Here is a 16756-nt window from a genome sequence, read left to right as displayed (position 1 = left end):
CCGGCAGCGGGCGGCCTGCCCTGGCCGCCCGCCCGGTGGGCCGTGTCGCTAGGACACGGACTGGCCGCCCTGGGTGCCCAGCGGAAGGACGCTCGCGCCCGCGGAGTCGAGTGCGAGCCGGTTGGCCGCCCACCCCTCGCCGGCGAGCCGCGCGACCTTGTCGGCCGCGTCGTTGTCGACCAGCGCGAGGACCGTGGGGCCCGCGCCGGAGATGACCGCGGGGATGCCGTCCGCCCGCAGCCGGTTCACGAGTGCCACGCTCTCCGGCATCGCCGGGGAGCGGTACTCCTGGTGCAGCCGGTCCTCGGTGGCGGGCAGCAGGAACTCGGGACGCCTGGTCAGGGCCTCCACGAGCAGGCCGGCCCGGCCCGCGTTCACGGCCGCGTCCACGTGCGGGACGGTGCGCGGCAGGAGTCCTCGCGCGGTCTCGGTCAGGACCGGCTTGGACGGGACGAAGACCACCGGAACGATGGAATCCGCAGGGTCCATACGGATCGCCCTGGCGCTGCCGCCGTCCATCCAGGCGAGGGTGAAACCGCCGAGGAGACAGGCGGCGACGTTGTCGGGGTGTCCCTCGATCTCCGTGGCGAGCTCCAGCAGCGCGGCGTCGTCGAGCTTCGCCTCGCCGCCTATGGTCACGGCGCGGGCCGCGACGATGCCGGCGCAGATCGCGGCGGAGGAGGAACCGAGGCCGCGGCCGTGCGGGATGCGGTTCGCGCAGACGACCTCCAGGCCGCGCGGCTGGCCGCCCAGCAGGTCGAAGGCGGTGCGCATGGAGCGTACGAGGAGGTGGCTCTCGTCCCGCGGGAGGGTGTCGGCGCCCTCACCCGCGATGTCGATGTTCAGGCCGGAGTCGGCGACACGGACGACCACGTCGTCGTAGAGCCCCAGGGCCAGGCCGAGGGCATCGAAGCCGGGGCCGAGGTTGGCACTGCTGGCGGGGACGCGCACTCGTACGGCGGCGGCGCGGAACGCTGGACCTGCCATCGGTCGATGACACTCCTTGTGACTGTGCGAGATCTGGTGACGGTGCGGGATCTTCGCTGCGAATGTACTGGAGAACCTACGACACCCGAAGGCCCTCGGGGCAGCACCGCGGTCATATGCGCGGTGGCGGATGTAAGTACAGCGTATCGAAGGAAGGTTCTCTCGCGACATAGGGCGCACAGGAGGCGCACGATGCGTGTCGCGTTCTTCCGCTGAATTCCGTTGACTTTTGGTGCCGTACGGGCCGAGTTGCCGGATTCCGGAGGCTTCCGGAATCCGGCAACTCGGGGTCGAGCCGGAGCTCGGGTCAGATCAGGCCGAGACGGCCGGCCGCGGCCTCGGCGTCCACCGGAATGGTGACCGGCTGCGGAGCGCCGGCGACCGCCCAGTCGGGGTCCTTCAGGCCGTTGCCGGTGACGGTGCACACGACCTTCTGGCCCGGGTCGACGAGACCGGCCTCGGCGGCCTTCAGCAGGCCGGCCACGGACGCGGCCGAGGCGGGCTCGACGAAGACGCCCTCCTGCGCGGCCAACAGCCGGTAGGCGGCCAGGATCTGGCGGTCCGTCACCTCGTCGATGAAGCCACCCGACTCGTCCCGCGCTGCGAGCGCGTAGTCCCAGGAGGCCGGGTTGCCGATCCGGATCGCGGTGGCGATGGTGTGCGGCTCCTTGACGATCTCGCCGCGCACGATGGGCGCGGAACCCGAGGCCTGGAAACCCCACACGCGGGGCGTACGGGAGGCCAGGCCGTCGGCCTTGTACTCCTTGAAGCCCTTCCAGTACGCGGTGATGTTGCCGGCGTTGCCGACGGGCAGCACGTGGATGTCGGGGGCGTCGCCGAGCGCGTCCACGATCTCGAACGCGGCCGTCTTCTGGCCCTCGATGCGCACCGGGTTGACGGAATTGACCAGCGCCACCGGGTAGTTGTCGGACAGCGCGCGGGCCAGGTCCAGGCAGTCGTCGAAGTTGCCGTCGACCTGCAGGATCTTGGCGCCGTGCACGAGGGCCTGGCCCATCTTGCCCAGCGCGATCTTGCCGCGGGGAACGAGCACCGCGCAGACCATCCCGGCGCGCACCGCGTAGGCGGCGGCCGAGGCGGAGGTGTTGCCCGTGGAGGCGCAGATGACGGCCTTGGCGCCGTCCTCCTTGGCCTTGGTGATCGCCATCGTCATGCCGCGGTCCTTGAAGGACCCCGTGGGGTTCGCGCCCTCTACCTTGAGGTGGACCTCACAGCCGGTGCGCTCGGAGAGCACCTGGGCGGGGACGAGCGGGGTCCCTCCCTCGCGGAGCGTGACCACGGGGGTCGTGGCCGTCACCGGCAGACGGTCCCGGTACTCCTCGATGATGCCGCGCCACTGGTGGGTGCGATTGCTGCTCATGGGTCCTTACTCCCCTTCAACGCGCATGATGCTGGCGACACCGCGGACGGTGTCCAGCTTCCGCAGAGCCTCGACGGTCCCGGAAAGGGCGGCGTCGGGCGCACGGTGAGTGACGACGACGAGGGAGGCCTCGCCGTCCTTGCCCTGCTGGCGGACCGTGTCGATCGACACGCCGTGCTCCGCGAAGGTCGTCGCCACCTGGGCGAGGACGCCCGGCTTGTCCGCCACATCGAGGCTGATGTGGTAGCGGGTGACGACGTCGCCCATGGTGCTGACCGGCAGCTGGGTATAAGCGGACTCGCCGGGCCCCGTTGCCTCGGCGAGCTTGTTGCGGCAGACCGCGACGAGGTCGCCGAGGACCGCGGACGCGGTCGGCGAACCACCCGCGCCGGGACCGTAGAACATGAGCCGGCCGGCGGCCTCCGCCTCCACGAAGACGGCGTTGTACGCCTCGCGGACGGAGGACAGCGGATGGGTCAGCGGGATCATCGCCGGGTGCACGCGGGCCGTCACGGACTGGCCGTCGGCGGCGCGCTCCAGGATGGCGAGGAGCTTGATGGTGCAGCCCATGCGCTTGGCGGAGGCGAAGTCCGCGGCGCTGACCTCGGTCATTCCCTCGCGGTACACGTCGTCGAGGCGCACCCGGGTGTGGAAGGCGATGCCGGCCAGGATCGCGGCCTTGGCGGCGGCGTCGTAGCCCTCGACGTCGGCGGTCGGGTCGGCCTCGGCGTACCCGAGGGCGGTGGCCTCGTCCAGGGCCTCCTGGTAGCCGGCGCCGGTCGAGTCCATCTTGTCGAGGATGAAGTTCGTCGTGCCGTTGACGATGCCCATCACCCGGTTGATCTTGTCGCCGGCGAGCGATTCGCGCATCGGGCGGACCAGCGGGATGGCGCCGGCGACGGCCGCCTCGTAGTAGAGGTCCAGTCCGTGCGCCTCGGCGGCGGCGTGCAGCGCGGCGCCGTCCTGGGCGAGCAGCGCCTTGTTCGCGGACACGACGGACGCGCCGTTCTCGAAGGCGGTGGTGATCAGGGTGCGGGCCGGCTCGATCCCGCCGATGACCTCGATGACCACGTCGATGTCGCCCCGTTTGAGGAGGGCGGTCGCATCGGTGGTGACGAGCGCGGGGTCGATGCCCTCACGGACCTTGGAGGGGCGGCGCACGGCGACACCCGCGAGCTCGACCGGCGCGCCGATCCTGGCTGTGAGGTCGTCGGCGTGCGTCGTCATGATGCGCGCCACCTCTGAGCCGACCACTCCACAGCCCAGCAGCGCCACCTTCAGCGGACGCGTACGCATCATTCGACCTACGCCTTTCGATCTTTCTTCGCTCCCCGGCGCGCGGTTTGCGCGTCAGGTGTGAACCAGTCTCACTCAATGGACATCAGTTTCCATCCTCGGTCCATTGAGTGAGACACCCATTTTCAGGGTTTGCGGGCCTCTCCCGGAAACATGCGGATCATCCGAGGTCGAGCCGCAGGAGATCTTCCTCCGTCTCGCGCCGGACGATCACCCGCGCCTGTCCGTCGCGCACGGCGACGACGGGCGGGCGGAGCGCGTGGTTGTAGTTGCTGGCCATGGACCGGCAGTAGGCGCCGGTGGCCGGCACCGCGAGGAGGTCGCCGGGCGCCAGGTCGGCCGGCAGGAACGCGTCCTTGACCACGATGTCACCGCTCTCGCAGTGCTTGCCGACGACACGGACGAGCATGGGCTCGGCGTCGGAGACGCGGGAGACGAGGTTGACGGAGTACTCGGCGTCGTAGAGCGCGGTGCGGATGTTGTCGGACATGCCGCCGTCGACGCTGACGTACGTCCGCAGTCCTTCGAGCGGCTTGATCGTGCCGACCTCGTACAGGGTGAAGGCGGTCGGGCCGACGATGGCGCGGCCCGGCTCGACGGAGATCCGCGGTGCCCGCAGTCCGGCGCTCTCGCATTCGCGGGCGACGATCTCGGTGAGGGCCTTGGCGATCTCGTGGGGCTCGCGCGGGTCGTCGGAGGAGGTGTAGGCGATGCCGAGGCCGCCGCCGAGGTCGATCTCGGGGAGCTCGACGCCGTGCTCGTCGCGTACGGCGGCCAGGAGCCGGATCACCCGCTTGGCGGACACCTCGAAGCCGGCCATGTCGAAGATCTGCGAGCCGATGTGGGAGTGCACGCCGAGCAGGTCGAGGCTGTCGTGACCGAGGGCACGGCGCACCGCCTCGGCGGCGCTGCCGTCGGCGACGGCGATGCCGAACTTCTGGTCCTCGTGGGCGGTCGCGATGAACTCGTGGGTGTGCGCCTCGACGCCGACCGTGACGCGGATCTGCACGGGCTGGCGTACGCCCAGGTCGCGGGCGACGTGCGCGACGCGGGCGATCTCCTGGAAGGAGTCGAGGACGATGCGCCCGACGCCCGCCTCGACGGCCCGCCGGATCTCGGCCTCGGACTTGTTGTTGCCGTGGTAGGCGATCCGGTCGGCGGGCATGCCGCCGGCCAGCGCCGTGGACAGCTCGCCGCCCGAGCAGACGTCGAGGTTCAGCCCTTCTTCCTTCAGCCACTTCACGACGGCCTTGGACAGGAACGCCTTGCCCGCGTAGAAGACGTCCGCGTCCTTGCCGAAGGCGTGCGCCCAGGCCCGGCAGCGCTCGCGGAAGTCCTCCTCGTCGAGGAAGTAGGCGGGGGTGCCGAACTCCTCGGCGAGACGGGTCACTTCGATGCCGCCGACGCACGCGACGCCCTCGTCGTTCCGCGTGACGGTGCGGGCCCAGACCTTCTCGTCCAGCACGTTCAGGTCGGCGGGCGGCGGCGAGTAGTGGCCCTCGGGCAGGACGTCGGCGTGGCGGGGCCCGGCGGGGTGCGCGGAACGGCTCATCGGAATCTCTCTTCGGGGGTCACAGGAAGTCGGGGGCGTCGATGCCGAGCAGGGCGAGGCCACCGGCCAGCACCGTCCCGGCGGCTTCGGCGAGGGCCAGCCGGGCGCGGTGGGCGGCCGAGGGTTTCTCGTCGCCCCGGGGCAGGACGTGGTGCTGGAAGTCGAGCAGCGCGTCGGCGACGGTGACGAGGTGCCGGGCGAGCCGTTCGGGCGCCCGGTGGTGCGCGGCGGCTTCCAGGACCAGGGGGTACTCGTCGAGCGCGGCCAGCAGCGCGGGGGCGTCGGTGTCGCCCGCCTCCGCCGCGAATCCGAGGTGCTCGGCGTTCCGGTGGAGCGCGCGGGCGCGCGCGTGGGCGTACCGGATCCGGAACAGCTCGCTCGACTCGTCCTGGACGAGGAGTCCGGCGGTGAACGAGGGGGTCTCGCGCGCGGGAACGCTGAGCATGGCCCAGGCGGCGGCGTCGGCCCCGTAGGCCGCGACCACGTCTCCGTCGCGGCGGGCCACGGGAGCGACGGCGGCGCCGGCCTGCGGGTCGTGGGGGTCGGCCGCCTGGCTCCGGCGGATCCGGGCGACGGCCTCGCGGACGACGCGCTCGCGCGGCTCGCCGTCGGGGGCGTGGCCGTACCGGGTGCCGCGCGCGCGGATGTCCCGTACGAGGGCCTCGGCGGAGCGGGAGGCGAGGGTGAAGTTCAGGAAACCGGCGCCGGTGACCTCGACGTTCGCGATGCCGGGTTCGGCGGCGAGCCGGCCGGCGAGGATCCGGGCGACGTCTGCGGGGGCCGCTCCGGCGCCCTTGGCGACCTGGAACGCGACGGGGGACGCGTACTCCCCCACTCCGCCGGGCCGCGTCCGTTCGACGACCGCGCGGGCGGGCACGGGGCCGGCCAGTTCCCCGTCCTCGACGGCACGGCGTACGGCACGTACGACGGCACGAGAGAGGTCGGCGGGGATCACGCCACCCAGCCTAGGGGAGAAGCCCGGTCGCCATGCATCGGGTTTCGCCATGTGAACAGGGGGCCGGCCGGGGGCCTGTGAAGAGGGGTTGCCGACGGTGGGGTCAGCGGGGTCAGCCCCTCCCCCCTCTCCCTGCGGGCGTGCCCTTCCGCTCGCGGCGGTCCCGGCGCTCGACGAGCCTGCGGACGACGCGCACCAGCTCGGCGGGCTCGAAGGGTTTGGCGATGAACGCGTCGACCCCGGCGGCGATCCCGGCCTCCACCTCGTACTGCGTGCAGGCGCTCACGATGGCGACGGGCAGGTGCCGGGTCCGCGGATCGGCCCGCAGCTGCGCGGCCGCCCCGAACCCGTCCAGCCGGGGCATGACCACATCAAGGGTGATCGCGTCGGGGTTCACGCGGTGGACGACGTCCAGGCACTCGGCACCATCGTTCGCGGTCACGACCTCGAAGCCCTCCAGCTCGAGATTGACCTTGATCAGCTGCCGGATGACCTTGTTGTCGTCGACAACAAGCACCCGGCCCGAGGCGCCTGGCACAACTCGAGAGTAGGTCCGCCCCGGCCCCCGCGTCCGGGTTTTCGCCACTTCCACCCCCTCCGGGCGACGGACCTCCCTCTCCCGCCCAAATCGGTTCCTGATCACCCCGCGGGAGCTGGTAGTGTTCAACCCGTCGCCGCAAAGCGAACGACACGCCCCCGTAGCTCAGGGGATAGAGCAACGGCCTCCGGAGCCGTGTGCGCAGGTTCGAATCCTGCCGGGGGCACTTCGCAAGGAGTGCCCAAAGACCCCGCCATCAGCGGCAACGCTGAGACGGGGTCTTCGCGTATGTGCGGCCAACTGCCCTGCTGTGGCGGGGGATCCGGCGGAGCCGGGGGTGGGGGCACCTTGGGGGTGGCCGCCGTGCGCTGGAACTCGTCGTCCGCTGGGGGTCGGAGAGGCTCGTCGTCCGAACCTCCGCCCGCCGCGGGGCCGGTCAGTAGCGGAGGTACAGGGCCCACTGCACCGTGGGGGCTCCGAAGATGAACGGTTCGCAGGTGTAGGGGAGGCTCTGGGATGCTCCGGCCGCCTGGCACTGCGCCAGGGTCCAGTAGGTGCCGTGGTGGTGCTTCTCCGACGGGACCGCGTTCGTTTCGCGGGCCGACGCCTCCGCTGATCGCGCGGGCTCGGCCGCATGGGCCGCCACGGCCGTACCTCCCAGGGCGAGCGCACTCCCCAGGGTCAGACCGGTCAGTGCGTGGCGCATGCGCATGTTGTTCCCCTCTCTCGGCCGTGGCGCTGCCGGCCCCGCGGCCTTCCGTGAAGCGTCCTCGGCGATCAGTCAACGAACCGGAAGCGCTCGATGTCCAGACGAGGACGGCCTGTGCCGCCGAAAGCGCGGGGGCCGGCCCGTGAGGGGGTGACAGGGGGCCGCGCCGTCGGGTAAAGGGCGCCCGCCGCCGCCGTGAGCGGGTCCCGGCGGTGTCCCGGCGACGGGACACGGGGGCGACGGAACGCCGGCCGGTGGCCGGTGCGGGCCTTCCGGTGGTCCGTACGAGGGGGCGGGGTGCGGTCTGTGGGATTTGGGGGGTGGGGGCGGGCCGGGGGCGTGCATAGGGTGGGCGGTGAGGCCGCTTTGTGCCGCTGACCAGGTGCTTTGCGGGATACGGCGCGTAGAGGATGGGGCGACGAGCATGCGTGAGCTGGCGGAGACGGCACTGCGGTGGGTGGCCGAGGGACGGGCCGGGTTCCTGGCGCGGCCCGTGACGGAGCAGGGGTTCGGGCCCCGGGATCCCTCCGGGGCGGTGCTCGTGGACGCGCGCGGTGAGTGCGTCGGGGCCCTGTACCGGGGGGTGTTCGACGCCGAACTCGTCGCCGAGGCCGCGGCGATGGCCCCGGGGCGGAGCGCGCGGGTGTGCGAGGTGTCGGTCGGCGCGGGCGAGGCCGTCGAGGCCCGGCTGACCTGTGGCGGGCAGGCCGAGGTACTGCTCCAGCCGCTGGCGGAGATCCCGGCGCAGTGGTGGGAGCTGCTCGGGACGGGTGCCGGGGTGGCCCTCGTGACGCGGCTGGACGAGACGGCCGACAGTGCGGTGAGCCGGGTCGTGCGGGCGGGCGGCACCCCGGCCGACGACGCCGAGCGGCGGGCCGGTGAGCTGCTGGGGACCCGGCGGCCCGGGCGGGACGCGCTGTACGGGGGGCCGGGGTCCGGGCTGGTGCTCGTCGAGGCGTACCCGTCCGCTCCGCACGTGGTGATCGGGGGTGGCGGGGAGCTCGCCGACGTCATCGGACGGCAGGCCGCGCTGCTGGGCTGGGAGTCGGTCGTGGTGCACACGGCGGCCGAGGCCGGGAAGGTGCTCGCCGACCACCGGGACGCGGCCTGTCTGGTGCTGCTCAGCCACGAGCCCGACTTCGACGTGCCGACCCTGCGGACGGCCCTCTCGCTCGGGATCCCGTACGTCGGTGCGCTCGGCTCGCGGCGGACCACGGCCCGGCGCCGGGAGGGGCTGCTCGCCGCGGGGGTCGGCGAGGACCGGCTGGCGCTGGTACACGGGCCGATCGGGCTGGACCTCGGCGCCAAGACCCCGGCGGAGACGGCCCTCGCGATCTGCGCCGAGATCCTCGGGGTGCTCGGGGGGCGGGGCGCTCGGGGGCTGCGGGATTCCGACGGTCCCTTGAGGTGACCGGCACGGGGGTACCGGCCCGCTCCGACGGCGGGCCGGTACCCCCGTCTCATCCGTTCGGAGTACACGCGCCGGGTCCGGTGCGCGGGCGGCCGAGGGGTGGCTCCGGCGGCCGGTGAAGGGCCGGGGAGGGGCCGGTGAGGGGGCCGTCGGTCCGGGGGCGGGGAGACGGACGGGGAGATTCGTCGCAGCGAGAGCGTGCATTCGGTGCGAAAGCGGGAAAATAGGATGTATGGACATGATCCTGAGCGTCGACTCGACCCTGACCGACATCGCCTGGTTCCTGGTCGTCGGCATCGTCGTGGCCGGCTTCCTGCTCGGCGGGTTCATCCTCGGCCGGCGCGTGCGGGAGCACGAGCCGCCACCGCCGACCGCCGAGAGCCAGCCGCACCTGCCCGACGGCGGTGCCGTCTACGAGGTCCGCGAGGAGCGGGAGTCCGTGGAGATCCCGGAGGGCGGCCTGAGGCCCCACGAGATGCAGGGCTACGGCAACTTCGGCTCCACCACCCACAGCCACCAGGACGAGGCCCGCGCCGAGCGGGAGTCCGGCTACGAGCACGTGGAAGGCCCTGACCCCCACGTCCAGCCCGGAGCCCCGCCCGACGCGGGACGCGGCGCTCACGCCTGACGCCCACGCCCGCCCACACCCGCCCCTCCCCGACCCCCCGCCCTGCCCCACGGCCTCCGGCCCGCGCCTCCCGCGCGGGCCGGAGGTCTGCCGGCGGTCTCCCGGCGCGGCCCGGCCGTGTCACGACGACTCCTCAAAGGTCCGTCCGCAGCCGAAGCACCTCCGGCGGCGGGTGGCGGGCCGAGCTGTGGCGGACCTCCGCCGCGAGCGGCGGGTCGAGGGGACGGAACGGCACTTCGCCGAACCCGATCGCGGTGACCGTGCCCCCGCCGGGGGCGGTCTCCGTACGGGCGGCCACCGCGTTGGCCAGCTCGGCGCGCAGCGCGGCCGCCAGCGGGCTCGACACCAGCGGCGGCTCGTCCTCCTCCCCCGGCAGGACCAGCACCAGCGCCACGGGGCGGCGCGGGGTGCCGGTGTAGCCGACGGCCGCCGCGTCCCGGACGTCGGTGTGGCGGAGCTTGCGCCAGCCGCGCCGGCCGGCCGGGTAGGCCTGGTCGAGCCGTTTGACGACCAGGCCCTCGATGCCGCTGGCCGGCAGGGTCTCGTACCAGGTCTCGGCCAGCTCCGGGTCGGTCGTCATCGGCACCGGCTGAAGGGGCGGTCCGAGCGGCAGCAGGAGGTCGACGAGCAGGGCGCGGCGGCGTTCGTAGGGTCGGGCGCGGACGTCCAGCCCGGCCAGTTCCAGTACGTCGAAGGCGGCGTACGAGGCGGGCAGGGTCTGTGCGAGGACGGCGGCCCGGGCGGCCGTCGCGGCCGCGGCACGCCGCTGCACGAGCGCGAAGTCGGTGCGGCCCGCGTGCCAGACCACCACCTCCCCGTCCAGGACGGTCCCGGCGGGCAATTGCCGGGCGGCCGCCGCGAGATCGGGGAAGGCCGCGGTGACGATCCGGCCGGAGCGGGCCTGGAGCACGACGTCCTGCGCCGTCCGCACGACGACCAGGCGGTGTCCGTCGAACTTCGGCTCGTACGCGAGGCCCGCCCCGCGCGGCAGGGTCCGTACGGAGGAGGCGAGCGCGACCCGTACGGGCCCGGTACCCGCGCTCACGGCAGCCTCCCGGCCAGGCCGGGATCGAGCAGCGGGGCGAGGAGATCGCCGTCCCGGGCGAGCCGGGGCGGGATGTCGTCGGCGAGGAACACCAGGTCGGAGGCGGTCCGGCAGGCGCCGACCTCTTCCCAGGAGACGGGCGCGGAGACGGTGGGCAGCTGCCGGGCGCGGAGCGTGTAGGGGGCGGCGGTGGTCTTGGCGGCGGCGTTCTGGCTGTGGTCGACGAAGACCTTGCCGGGGCGCAGCGCCTTGGCCATCCGGTGGACGACCAGGTCGGGGAGTTCGCGTTCGGCCTCCTGGGCGAGGGTCTTGGCGTACGCGGACACCTGCTCGGAGGGGGTGGGCTCCAGGGGAACGGCCAGGTGGAGGCCCTTGGAGCCGGAGGTCTTGGCGTAGGAGCGCAGTCCGTCGGCGGCGAGGCGCTCGCGCAGCCAGAGGGCGGCGGCGCAGCATTCGACGACGGTGGCGGGCGGGCCGGGGTCGAGGTCGAAGACGATCCGGTCGGCGACGGCGGGGCGGTCGGCAGTCCACTGGGGGGTGTGGAACTCGACGACGAGGTTGGCCGCCCACATGAGGGTGGGCAGGTCGTCGACGATCACCTGTTCGGCGGATTCGTCCTCGGAGCGGGGGACGCGGGCGGTCCTCACCCAGTCGGGCGTGCCGGGCGGCGGGTTCTTCGTGAAGAAGAGCTGGCCGTCCGGGCCGTCGGGATAGCGCAGGAAGGAGACCGGCCGGTTCCGGACGTGCGCGAGGAGGGAGCCCGCGACGGTGGCGTAGTAGTGCAGCACCTCGCCCTTGGTGTAGCCGGAACCCGGGTACAGGACCTTGTCCAGGTTGCTGAGCGCGATGCGACGCCCCTCCACCATGGTGATCGGCGTCATACGATGAGATTGCCACGAATCAGGAGGAACCGTGCGATCCATTTGGAACGGGGCGATCTCCTTCGGCTTGGTCAGCATTCCGATCAAGCTGGTCAACGCCACCGAGAGCCACTCGATCTCCTTCCGTCAGATCCACCTCGCCGACGGCGGGCGGATCCGCTACCGCAAGGTGTGCGAGCTGGACGGCGAGGAGGTGTCGGGCGCCGAGATCGGCAAGGGGTACGAGGAGGCGGACGGGTCCGTCATCCCGATCACCGACGAGGATCTGGCGCAGCTGCCGATCGCCACCGCGAGGACGATCGAGATCATGTCGTTCGTACCGTCGGAGGAGATCGATCCGCTCCAGCTGGACGCCGCGTACTACCTCGCGGCGAACGGGCCGACGGCCGCGAAGCCGTACACGCTGCTGCGGGAGGCGCTGAAGCGGAGCCGGAAGGTGGCGATCGCGAAGTACGCGCTGCGGGGGCGGGAGCGGCTCGGGATGCTGCGGGTCGTCGACGACGTGATCGCGATGCACGGGCTGTTGTGGCCGGACGAGATCCGGGCGCCGGAGGGGGTGGCTCCGGAGGCGGACGTCTCCGTGCGGGAGGCCGAACTCGACCTGGCGGACGCGCTGATGGCGACGCTCGGGGAGGTGGAGATGGCCTCGCTGCACGACGACTACCGGGAGGCCGTGGAGGCGATGATCACGGCGAAGGCGGGTGGGGCGTTCGAGCCGTCCGAGGCGGTGGTGGAACCGGCCGGGGGCCAGGTGATCGACCTGATGGCCGCGCTGGAGAAGAGCGTACGGGCGGCCAAGGAGTCCCGGGGGGAGGGCAGCCCGCAGGCCGGGCCGGCCGAGGGGGCGCGGGCGCAGGCTCCGGCCGAGGTGACGCCGATCCGGCGGAAGGCGGCTGCGGGCAGGGCTGCCGCGGCCGCGCCGAAGGCGGTGGGCGGGAAGAAGTCGACGTCGACGGCGAAGAAGACGGCGTCGGCGAGCGGGGCGGGCGCGGCGAAGAAGACCACCGGCACGGCCGCGTCGAGGTCGGCGGGCGGGGCGAAGGCTGCGAAGACCACGAAGACCGCCAAGTCGACGGCGAAGAAGGCGGCTTCGGGGACGACGGGGAAGAAAACGGCGGCGGCTGCGAAGAAGACCACCCCGGCCGCACCCCGCAAACGCGCTTCCGCCTGACGGCGGCTGGCGGGGGCGCCCGGGACACCGCCCGGGCGGAGGGCGGGCAGCACCCCGAGGGCAGCGGCCCTGGCACGGCCGACACCCGGCGCGGGCGGCGCAGGGCGGCACCCCGCGCGGGAGCGGCAGTTCGCGCAGGGGCGGATGGCGGGGGGCGCCCGGGCGGCGGCCCGGAGGTTGGGGGCAGCCCGGGCGGGGGGCAGCCCGCGCGGGAGCGGCAGCTTGCGCAGGGGGCGGGTGGGGGGGTCAGGGGGTGGGGGCTGGGGGGTGTAGGTGCCAGGTGGTGCGGGTGCGGGCTGTGGTGAAGAGGGCTTCGACGTCCGGGAGTTTGAGGGTGACGGGCGCCGCGGCGAGGTCGGCGGCGGCCGTCGGGGGCTGGAGGACGCGGATGTCGCGCAGGCTCGGGGCCACCTCCACGCGCGAGGCGTCCGCCACCGCCAGGACCGGGACGACCGGTGCGGACAGGGCGCGGGCGGCGCGGGCCGCCGCGCGGCGGATCCAGCGGGGGTCGGGGCGGGGTTCGGCGCGGCCCACGGTGAGGAGCAGGTCGCCGGCCTGGACGCGCTGGCGGCGCCCCGGGACGGACCGGATCGCGAAGACCCCCGGCGGGCCGATGAGCAGGTGGTCCAGCAGGCCCAGCCCCGGCAGCGGTACGTCGTGCACGGCCCGCCAGTCCGCGGCTTCCAGCGCCTCCAGCTCCACGCCGGTCCGTTGCCGCGCCTGGAGGTCCTGGCGCATGCGGTGCCGGGCCCTGGTGCCCGGCGAACCGTGGGCCAGCTCGCCCAGCAGGGTCTCCCCCGGACGGTTCGGGGCCAGGTCGTCGTCCGGCGCGAGGAAGAGGCGGCGCAGTTCGGCGGGGGTGGGGACCGGCGGCGGCCCGAGCGTCCAGTCGCCGGTCAGGTACGGGCGCAAGGCGGCCAGTACGGCCTCGCGCTGGTCGTCCGCCAGCAGGCTGATCCGGTTGGGCTGCCGGTCGTACCAGGCCACCGCCCGGCCGTCCGGTCCGTTGACGTACAGCCGGCCGCGGCCGGGCCGGCCGCTCGGCAGCACTCTGAGTCCGCGCATCGCCGTCACCCCCGCCGTCCATGGGAGCAGGCGGTGGGCCGCGGGGCAATCCCCCGGCCGCGTGCGGGGCGATCCCTCGGCTGTGTAACGACTCCGTCGGGTCCCTGCTGCCTCGCTGTTACAAGAACACGGCTGTACCGCAACGGCCGGCGCCTACTTTTATCCCACCTGAACACGCCCGCCGCCGACCTGCCCGAAGGAATTCCGTGAACACCGCCCGCCGCCGCACCCTCGCCCGCGCCGCCGTCGTGGCCGCGTGCGCCGCCGGTCTGCCGGTCCTGACCGGCGCCGCCGCGTCCGCCGACGCCTTCGCCGACGCGGTCCCGGCCGCTTCCGCGACGCAGCGGACGCTGGTCAGGAGCGTCGCCCTGGCCGACGGCCGGTCGACCGCGAGGGTGTACCGCGTCGGGCAGGACGCGTACCAGGCCGACATCCTGCGTTCCGGGGTCGCGGTGGCCACGCTGACCAGCCGTGACGGCTTCACCGGCTTCGGCAACACCGGCGAGCTGCACGCCGCGCTGCGGCCCGACGGCCGGCTCACGTCCTGGGTCGGTGACGCGGGTCCGGGCGACGGCGCGCACGCGGTGGACGGGGACGGGCACAAGACCGGGACGCGCAGCGGGCAGGTCGTCCCCGTGTCGGTGCGGCACCCGGCGGGCGGTTCCGCGAACGACGGCGCCGCGGGGACCGCCGAGGCGCTGCGGCTCAGCACCCTGGCCGACGGGCCCGGCGAGGGGATGCTGCTGCTCGCCGCGGGCGGCGGGATCGCGGCGATCGGCGCGGGCGGGCTGGGGTTCGCCATGCTGCGGCGCGGCCGCACCGACGGCTGACCCCGGGTCCGGCACTCGGACCGACCGGCAAAACGGGCGTACCTCCGCATAAGGTTGCCGGTACGACCGTCGATGCCGTGTACCGCGAGAGGAGGGGCCAGCCGCCGTGCCCGTGTTCTCCTTCCGTGCGCTCCTGGTGGCCCCGGTGCTGTCGGCGCTGGCGCTGACGGCGGGGTGCGGCGACACCGGCGGGCTGGTGTCTGCCGGGCCGACCCCGACGGCGAGCGGGCCCGTACACCTGTGGCCGGAGCGCAGGGGTGCCGACGTACCGCCCGCCGATCCGGGGGGCGCGCCGCCGGAGTACGTACCGGGACTGCCGCGGGTTCCCGGCCAGAACGTGCACACCGTCGATCCCGTGGCCCTGGTCCAGGCGGAGCTGCGGGCGCATCCGAACGCCGACGTCGGCCCCGACGGCATGTACCCGGAGACCGCCGCGGCGATCCTGGCCTGCGGGACGGAGGGGGCGGAGCCGGGGAAGTGCCCGGTGCTGGCGCCGTACTACCGGGACCTCACCGGGAACGGCAAGGACGAGCTCGTGATCGGCATCGAGTTCCCCGACAAGATGATGTCCGTACGGGTGTACACGGCAGATCCGGACGGCCGGCTCAACCGGATCATGGCGACCACGCAGACCGTCGTCGCCGTGGAACTGGCCGGGCGGGACGTCGTCCTGCGGGTGCCGAGCGGCAACCCCGGCTACGAGCTGATCACCGCCTGGTCGTGGGACGAGAAGCAGCGCTCGATGCTGCCGACGCGGGAGCAGATCGTCCGGATCCCGGCGAACCCGCAGGGCTCGGCGCGGCCGGGGGCGGGGGCGGGGGCGGGGGCGGGGGCCTGGTGAGGATGCGGCTGCCCGCGTGGACGGCGACGCTGACCTGGAAGTCGGCGTGCTTCATCGTGGTGATGTGCTGCTCGCTGGCGGCGGTGCTGGGCGTGCTGGTGCACGTCGAGGTGACCCGGCAGACCGTGGCGACGGCCCGGGACAAGGCCCTGGGCAGGCTGGCCGAAGCCGCGCTGGCGTACGAGGCCGGCGAGGCCCTGCCGCCGGAGTCGGGGCTGGACCCGGCCGGGCTGCCGCCGGAGCTGCGGGCCCTCGCGGTGAGCGGGCGGCGGGGCACGCTGGTGGCCGACCAGCAGGGTCGGCCGGTGATGTGGGCCGCCGCGCCGGCCGACGGGCGGGCGCTGGCCACGGCCGTCGACTACGGCCAGAGCGCGCGGACCATCACCGGGCTGGACAACGCGATCATCGGCTCGTCGGCGCTGGCGCTCGGCGGAACGCTGCTGGTGGGGGCGTTCGCGGTGACGCGGGTGACGCGGCGGCTGCACCAGACGGCGACGGTCGCGCGGCGGATCAGCCACGGCGACCTGGACGCGCGGGTCGGGGACCCGCGTACGAAGGATCCGGCGCGGCACCAGGACGAGGTGTCGACGGTGGCCGGGGCCCTGGACACGATGGCCGGCACGCTGCAGGACAAGCTGCTGAGCGAACAGCGGTTCACGGCGGACGTCGCGCACGAGCTGCGCACGCCGCTCACCGGGTTGCAGGCGGCGTCGGAACTCCTGCCGGAGGGGCGGCCGACGGAGCTGGTGCGGGAGCGCGTACGGACGATGCGGCAGCTGACGGAGGACCTGCTGGAGATCTCGCGGCTGGACTCGCGGAGCGAGGTGGTCGAGACGGATCTGCACCAGCTGGAGCGGCTGGTGCGCAGGGTGGTGCGGGGTGCTGGCGCGGCGGGGGCGGGGGCGGCTGCCGGGGGCGCGACGGAGGTGGTGGTCCTTCGGGACGCGCACGTGGAAACGGACCGGCGGCGGCTGGAGCGGGTGCTGGGGAATCTGGTCGCGAACGCGCACAAGCACGGGCGGGGGCCGGTGGTGGTGACCGTGGACGGGCCGGTGGTGACCGTACGGGACCACGGGGACGGGTACCCGGACTACCTGCTGGAGCGGGGGCCGCAGCGGTTCCGCAGCGGCGGCAAGGGGCACGGGCTGGGGCTGACGATCGCGGCCGGTCAGGCGGAGGTGATCGGGGCACGGCTGGAGTTCCGCCGGGCGGAGGGGGGCGGGGCGTTGGCGGTGCTCACCTTGCCGGGGGCGGTGGGGGTGGGGGGCTGACCTTGCCCTGGCCGGGCGGGGGTGCGGGGTGTCGGCACCGGCGGGGGGCGGGGTTCAGGTGGGGCGGCGGGGGCTGCGGTGGGGCGGCGGGGGCTGCGGTGGGGCCGGGGGCGGGGGGGGGGGGGGGGGGGGGGGGGGGGGGGGGGGGGGGTTTTGGGGGGGGCGCGGCGGGGGGGGGGGGGCGGGGCCCCCCCCCCC

At 74.0% G+C, this 16756-nt stretch carries 16 protein-coding genes and 1 tRNA gene; 7 read left to right on the top strand and 10 right to left on the bottom strand.

All coding sequences use genetic code 11. The annotated features are described in order from the left end of the window. Positions 1–48: 48 nt before the first annotated feature. The 6 genes from thrB to AC07B0_RS18840 form a co-directional block, all read right to left on the bottom strand. Positions 49–987 (bottom strand): homoserine kinase, encoded by a 939-nt coding sequence (gene thrB / locus AC07B0_RS18865; protein WP_356875587.1) that lies wholly within the window; start codon positions 985–987, stop codon positions 49–51. A gap of 307 nt (positions 988–1294) precedes the next feature. Next, positions 1295–2365 carry a threonine synthase gene (thrC, locus tag AC07B0_RS18860; protein ID WP_469376879.1) on the bottom strand — a complete coding sequence of 357 codons (1071 nt, stop codon included), beginning with the start codon at positions 2363–2365 and terminating at the stop codon, positions 1295–1297. A gap of 6 nt (positions 2366–2371) precedes the next feature. Beyond that, positions 2372–3661 (bottom strand): homoserine dehydrogenase, encoded by a 1290-nt coding sequence (locus AC07B0_RS18855; RefSeq protein ID WP_356875744.1) that lies wholly within the window; start codon positions 3659–3661, stop codon positions 2372–2374. 160 nt (positions 3662–3821) lie between these two features. After that, on the bottom strand, positions 3822–5213 hold the full coding sequence (gene lysA / locus AC07B0_RS18850) for a diaminopimelate decarboxylase (RefSeq protein ID WP_469376877.1): 1392 nt from the start codon (positions 5211–5213) through the stop codon (positions 3822–3824). Between the two features lie 19 nt (positions 5214–5232). Continuing rightward, positions 5233–6168, bottom strand: a complete 936-nt coding sequence (gene nrtL / locus AC07B0_RS18845; RefSeq protein WP_478898615.1) for an ArgS-related anticodon-binding protein NrtL — start codon at positions 6166–6168, stop codon at positions 5233–5235. Between the two features lie 112 nt (positions 6169–6280). Next, positions 6281–6754 carry a response regulator gene (locus AC07B0_RS18840; protein WP_356875595.1) on the bottom strand — a complete coding sequence of 158 codons (474 nt, stop codon included), beginning with the start codon at positions 6752–6754 and terminating at the stop codon, positions 6281–6283. A gap of 106 nt (positions 6755–6860) precedes the next feature. On the opposite strand from AC07B0_RS18840, the gene AC07B0_RS18835 reads away from it, so the two are divergent. After that, positions 6861–6932: transfer RNA gene (locus AC07B0_RS18835), tRNA-Arg, on the top strand. 210 nt (positions 6933–7142) lie between these two features. Here the strand turns inward: AC07B0_RS18835 and AC07B0_RS18830 are convergent. Continuing rightward, a complete protein-coding gene (locus tag AC07B0_RS18830; protein WP_478898614.1) occupies positions 7143–7412 on the bottom strand; it encodes a hypothetical protein in 270 nt (89 codons plus the stop codon). Positions 7413–7839: 427 nt separating this feature from the next. On the opposite strand from AC07B0_RS18830, the gene AC07B0_RS18825 reads away from it, so the two are divergent. Together AC07B0_RS18825 and AC07B0_RS18820 are read left to right on the top strand one after the other, a co-directional pair. Then, positions 7840–8826, top strand: a complete 987-nt coding sequence (locus tag AC07B0_RS18825; protein ID WP_356875630.1) for an XdhC family protein — start codon at positions 7840–7842, stop codon at positions 8824–8826. 232 nt (positions 8827–9058) lie between these two features. Then, positions 9059–9454 (top strand): DUF6479 family protein, encoded by a 396-nt coding sequence (locus tag AC07B0_RS18820; RefSeq protein WP_356875632.1) that lies wholly within the window; start codon positions 9059–9061, stop codon positions 9452–9454. A 133-nt stretch (positions 9455–9587) separates the two neighbouring features. Here AC07B0_RS18820 and AC07B0_RS18815 read toward each other — a convergent pair whose 3' ends face one another. Both AC07B0_RS18815 and ligD read right to left on the bottom strand, forming a co-directional pair. Beyond that, on the bottom strand, positions 9588–10499 hold the full coding sequence (locus tag AC07B0_RS18815; RefSeq protein ID WP_356875634.1) for an ATP-dependent DNA ligase: 912 nt from the start codon (positions 10497–10499) through the stop codon (positions 9588–9590). Then, positions 10496–11380, bottom strand: coding sequence for a non-homologous end-joining DNA ligase (gene ligD, locus AC07B0_RS18810; RefSeq protein WP_467290480.1), 885 nt, complete (start codon positions 11378–11380; stop codon positions 10496–10498). Before ligD ends, AC07B0_RS18815 begins: the two co-directional genes overlap by 4 nt. 31 nt (positions 11381–11411) lie before the next feature. Between ligD and ku the strand changes: the two genes are divergently transcribed. Further along, positions 11412–12551, top strand: coding sequence for a non-homologous end joining protein Ku (ku, locus tag AC07B0_RS18805; RefSeq protein WP_478898613.1), 1140 nt, complete (start codon positions 11412–11414; stop codon positions 12549–12551). 246 nt (positions 12552–12797) lie between these two features. Here ku and AC07B0_RS18800 read toward each other — a convergent pair whose 3' ends face one another. Then, positions 12798–13616, bottom strand: a complete 819-nt coding sequence (locus AC07B0_RS18800; protein ID WP_478898612.1) for an NERD domain-containing protein — start codon at positions 13614–13616, stop codon at positions 12798–12800. Between the two features lie 206 nt (positions 13617–13822). On the opposite strand from AC07B0_RS18800, the gene AC07B0_RS18795 reads away from it, so the two are divergent. The 3 genes from AC07B0_RS18795 (at position 13823) to AC07B0_RS18785 (ending at position 16558) form a co-directional block, all read left to right on the top strand. Beyond that, positions 13823–14446: a hypothetical protein gene (locus tag AC07B0_RS18795; RefSeq protein ID WP_356875642.1), complete on the top strand. Its 624-nt coding sequence runs from the start codon at positions 13823–13825 to the stop codon at positions 14444–14446. Positions 14447–14552: 106 nt separating this feature from the next. Further along, positions 14553–15287 carry a hypothetical protein gene (locus AC07B0_RS18790; RefSeq protein WP_478898611.1) on the top strand — a complete coding sequence of 245 codons (735 nt, stop codon included), beginning with the start codon at positions 14553–14555 and terminating at the stop codon, positions 15285–15287. Between the two features lie 2 nt (positions 15288–15289). Then, positions 15290–16558: an ATP-binding protein gene (locus AC07B0_RS18785; protein ID WP_478898610.1), complete on the top strand. Its 1269-nt coding sequence runs from the start codon at positions 15290–15292 to the stop codon at positions 16556–16558. Positions 16559–16756 lie beyond the last annotated feature (198 nt).

The organism is Streptomyces sp. NPDC044704 (genome assembly GCF_056433525.1).
Note: the sequence above shows the minus strand (reverse complement) of the source record. Positions and strands in the feature narration are given on the sequence as shown.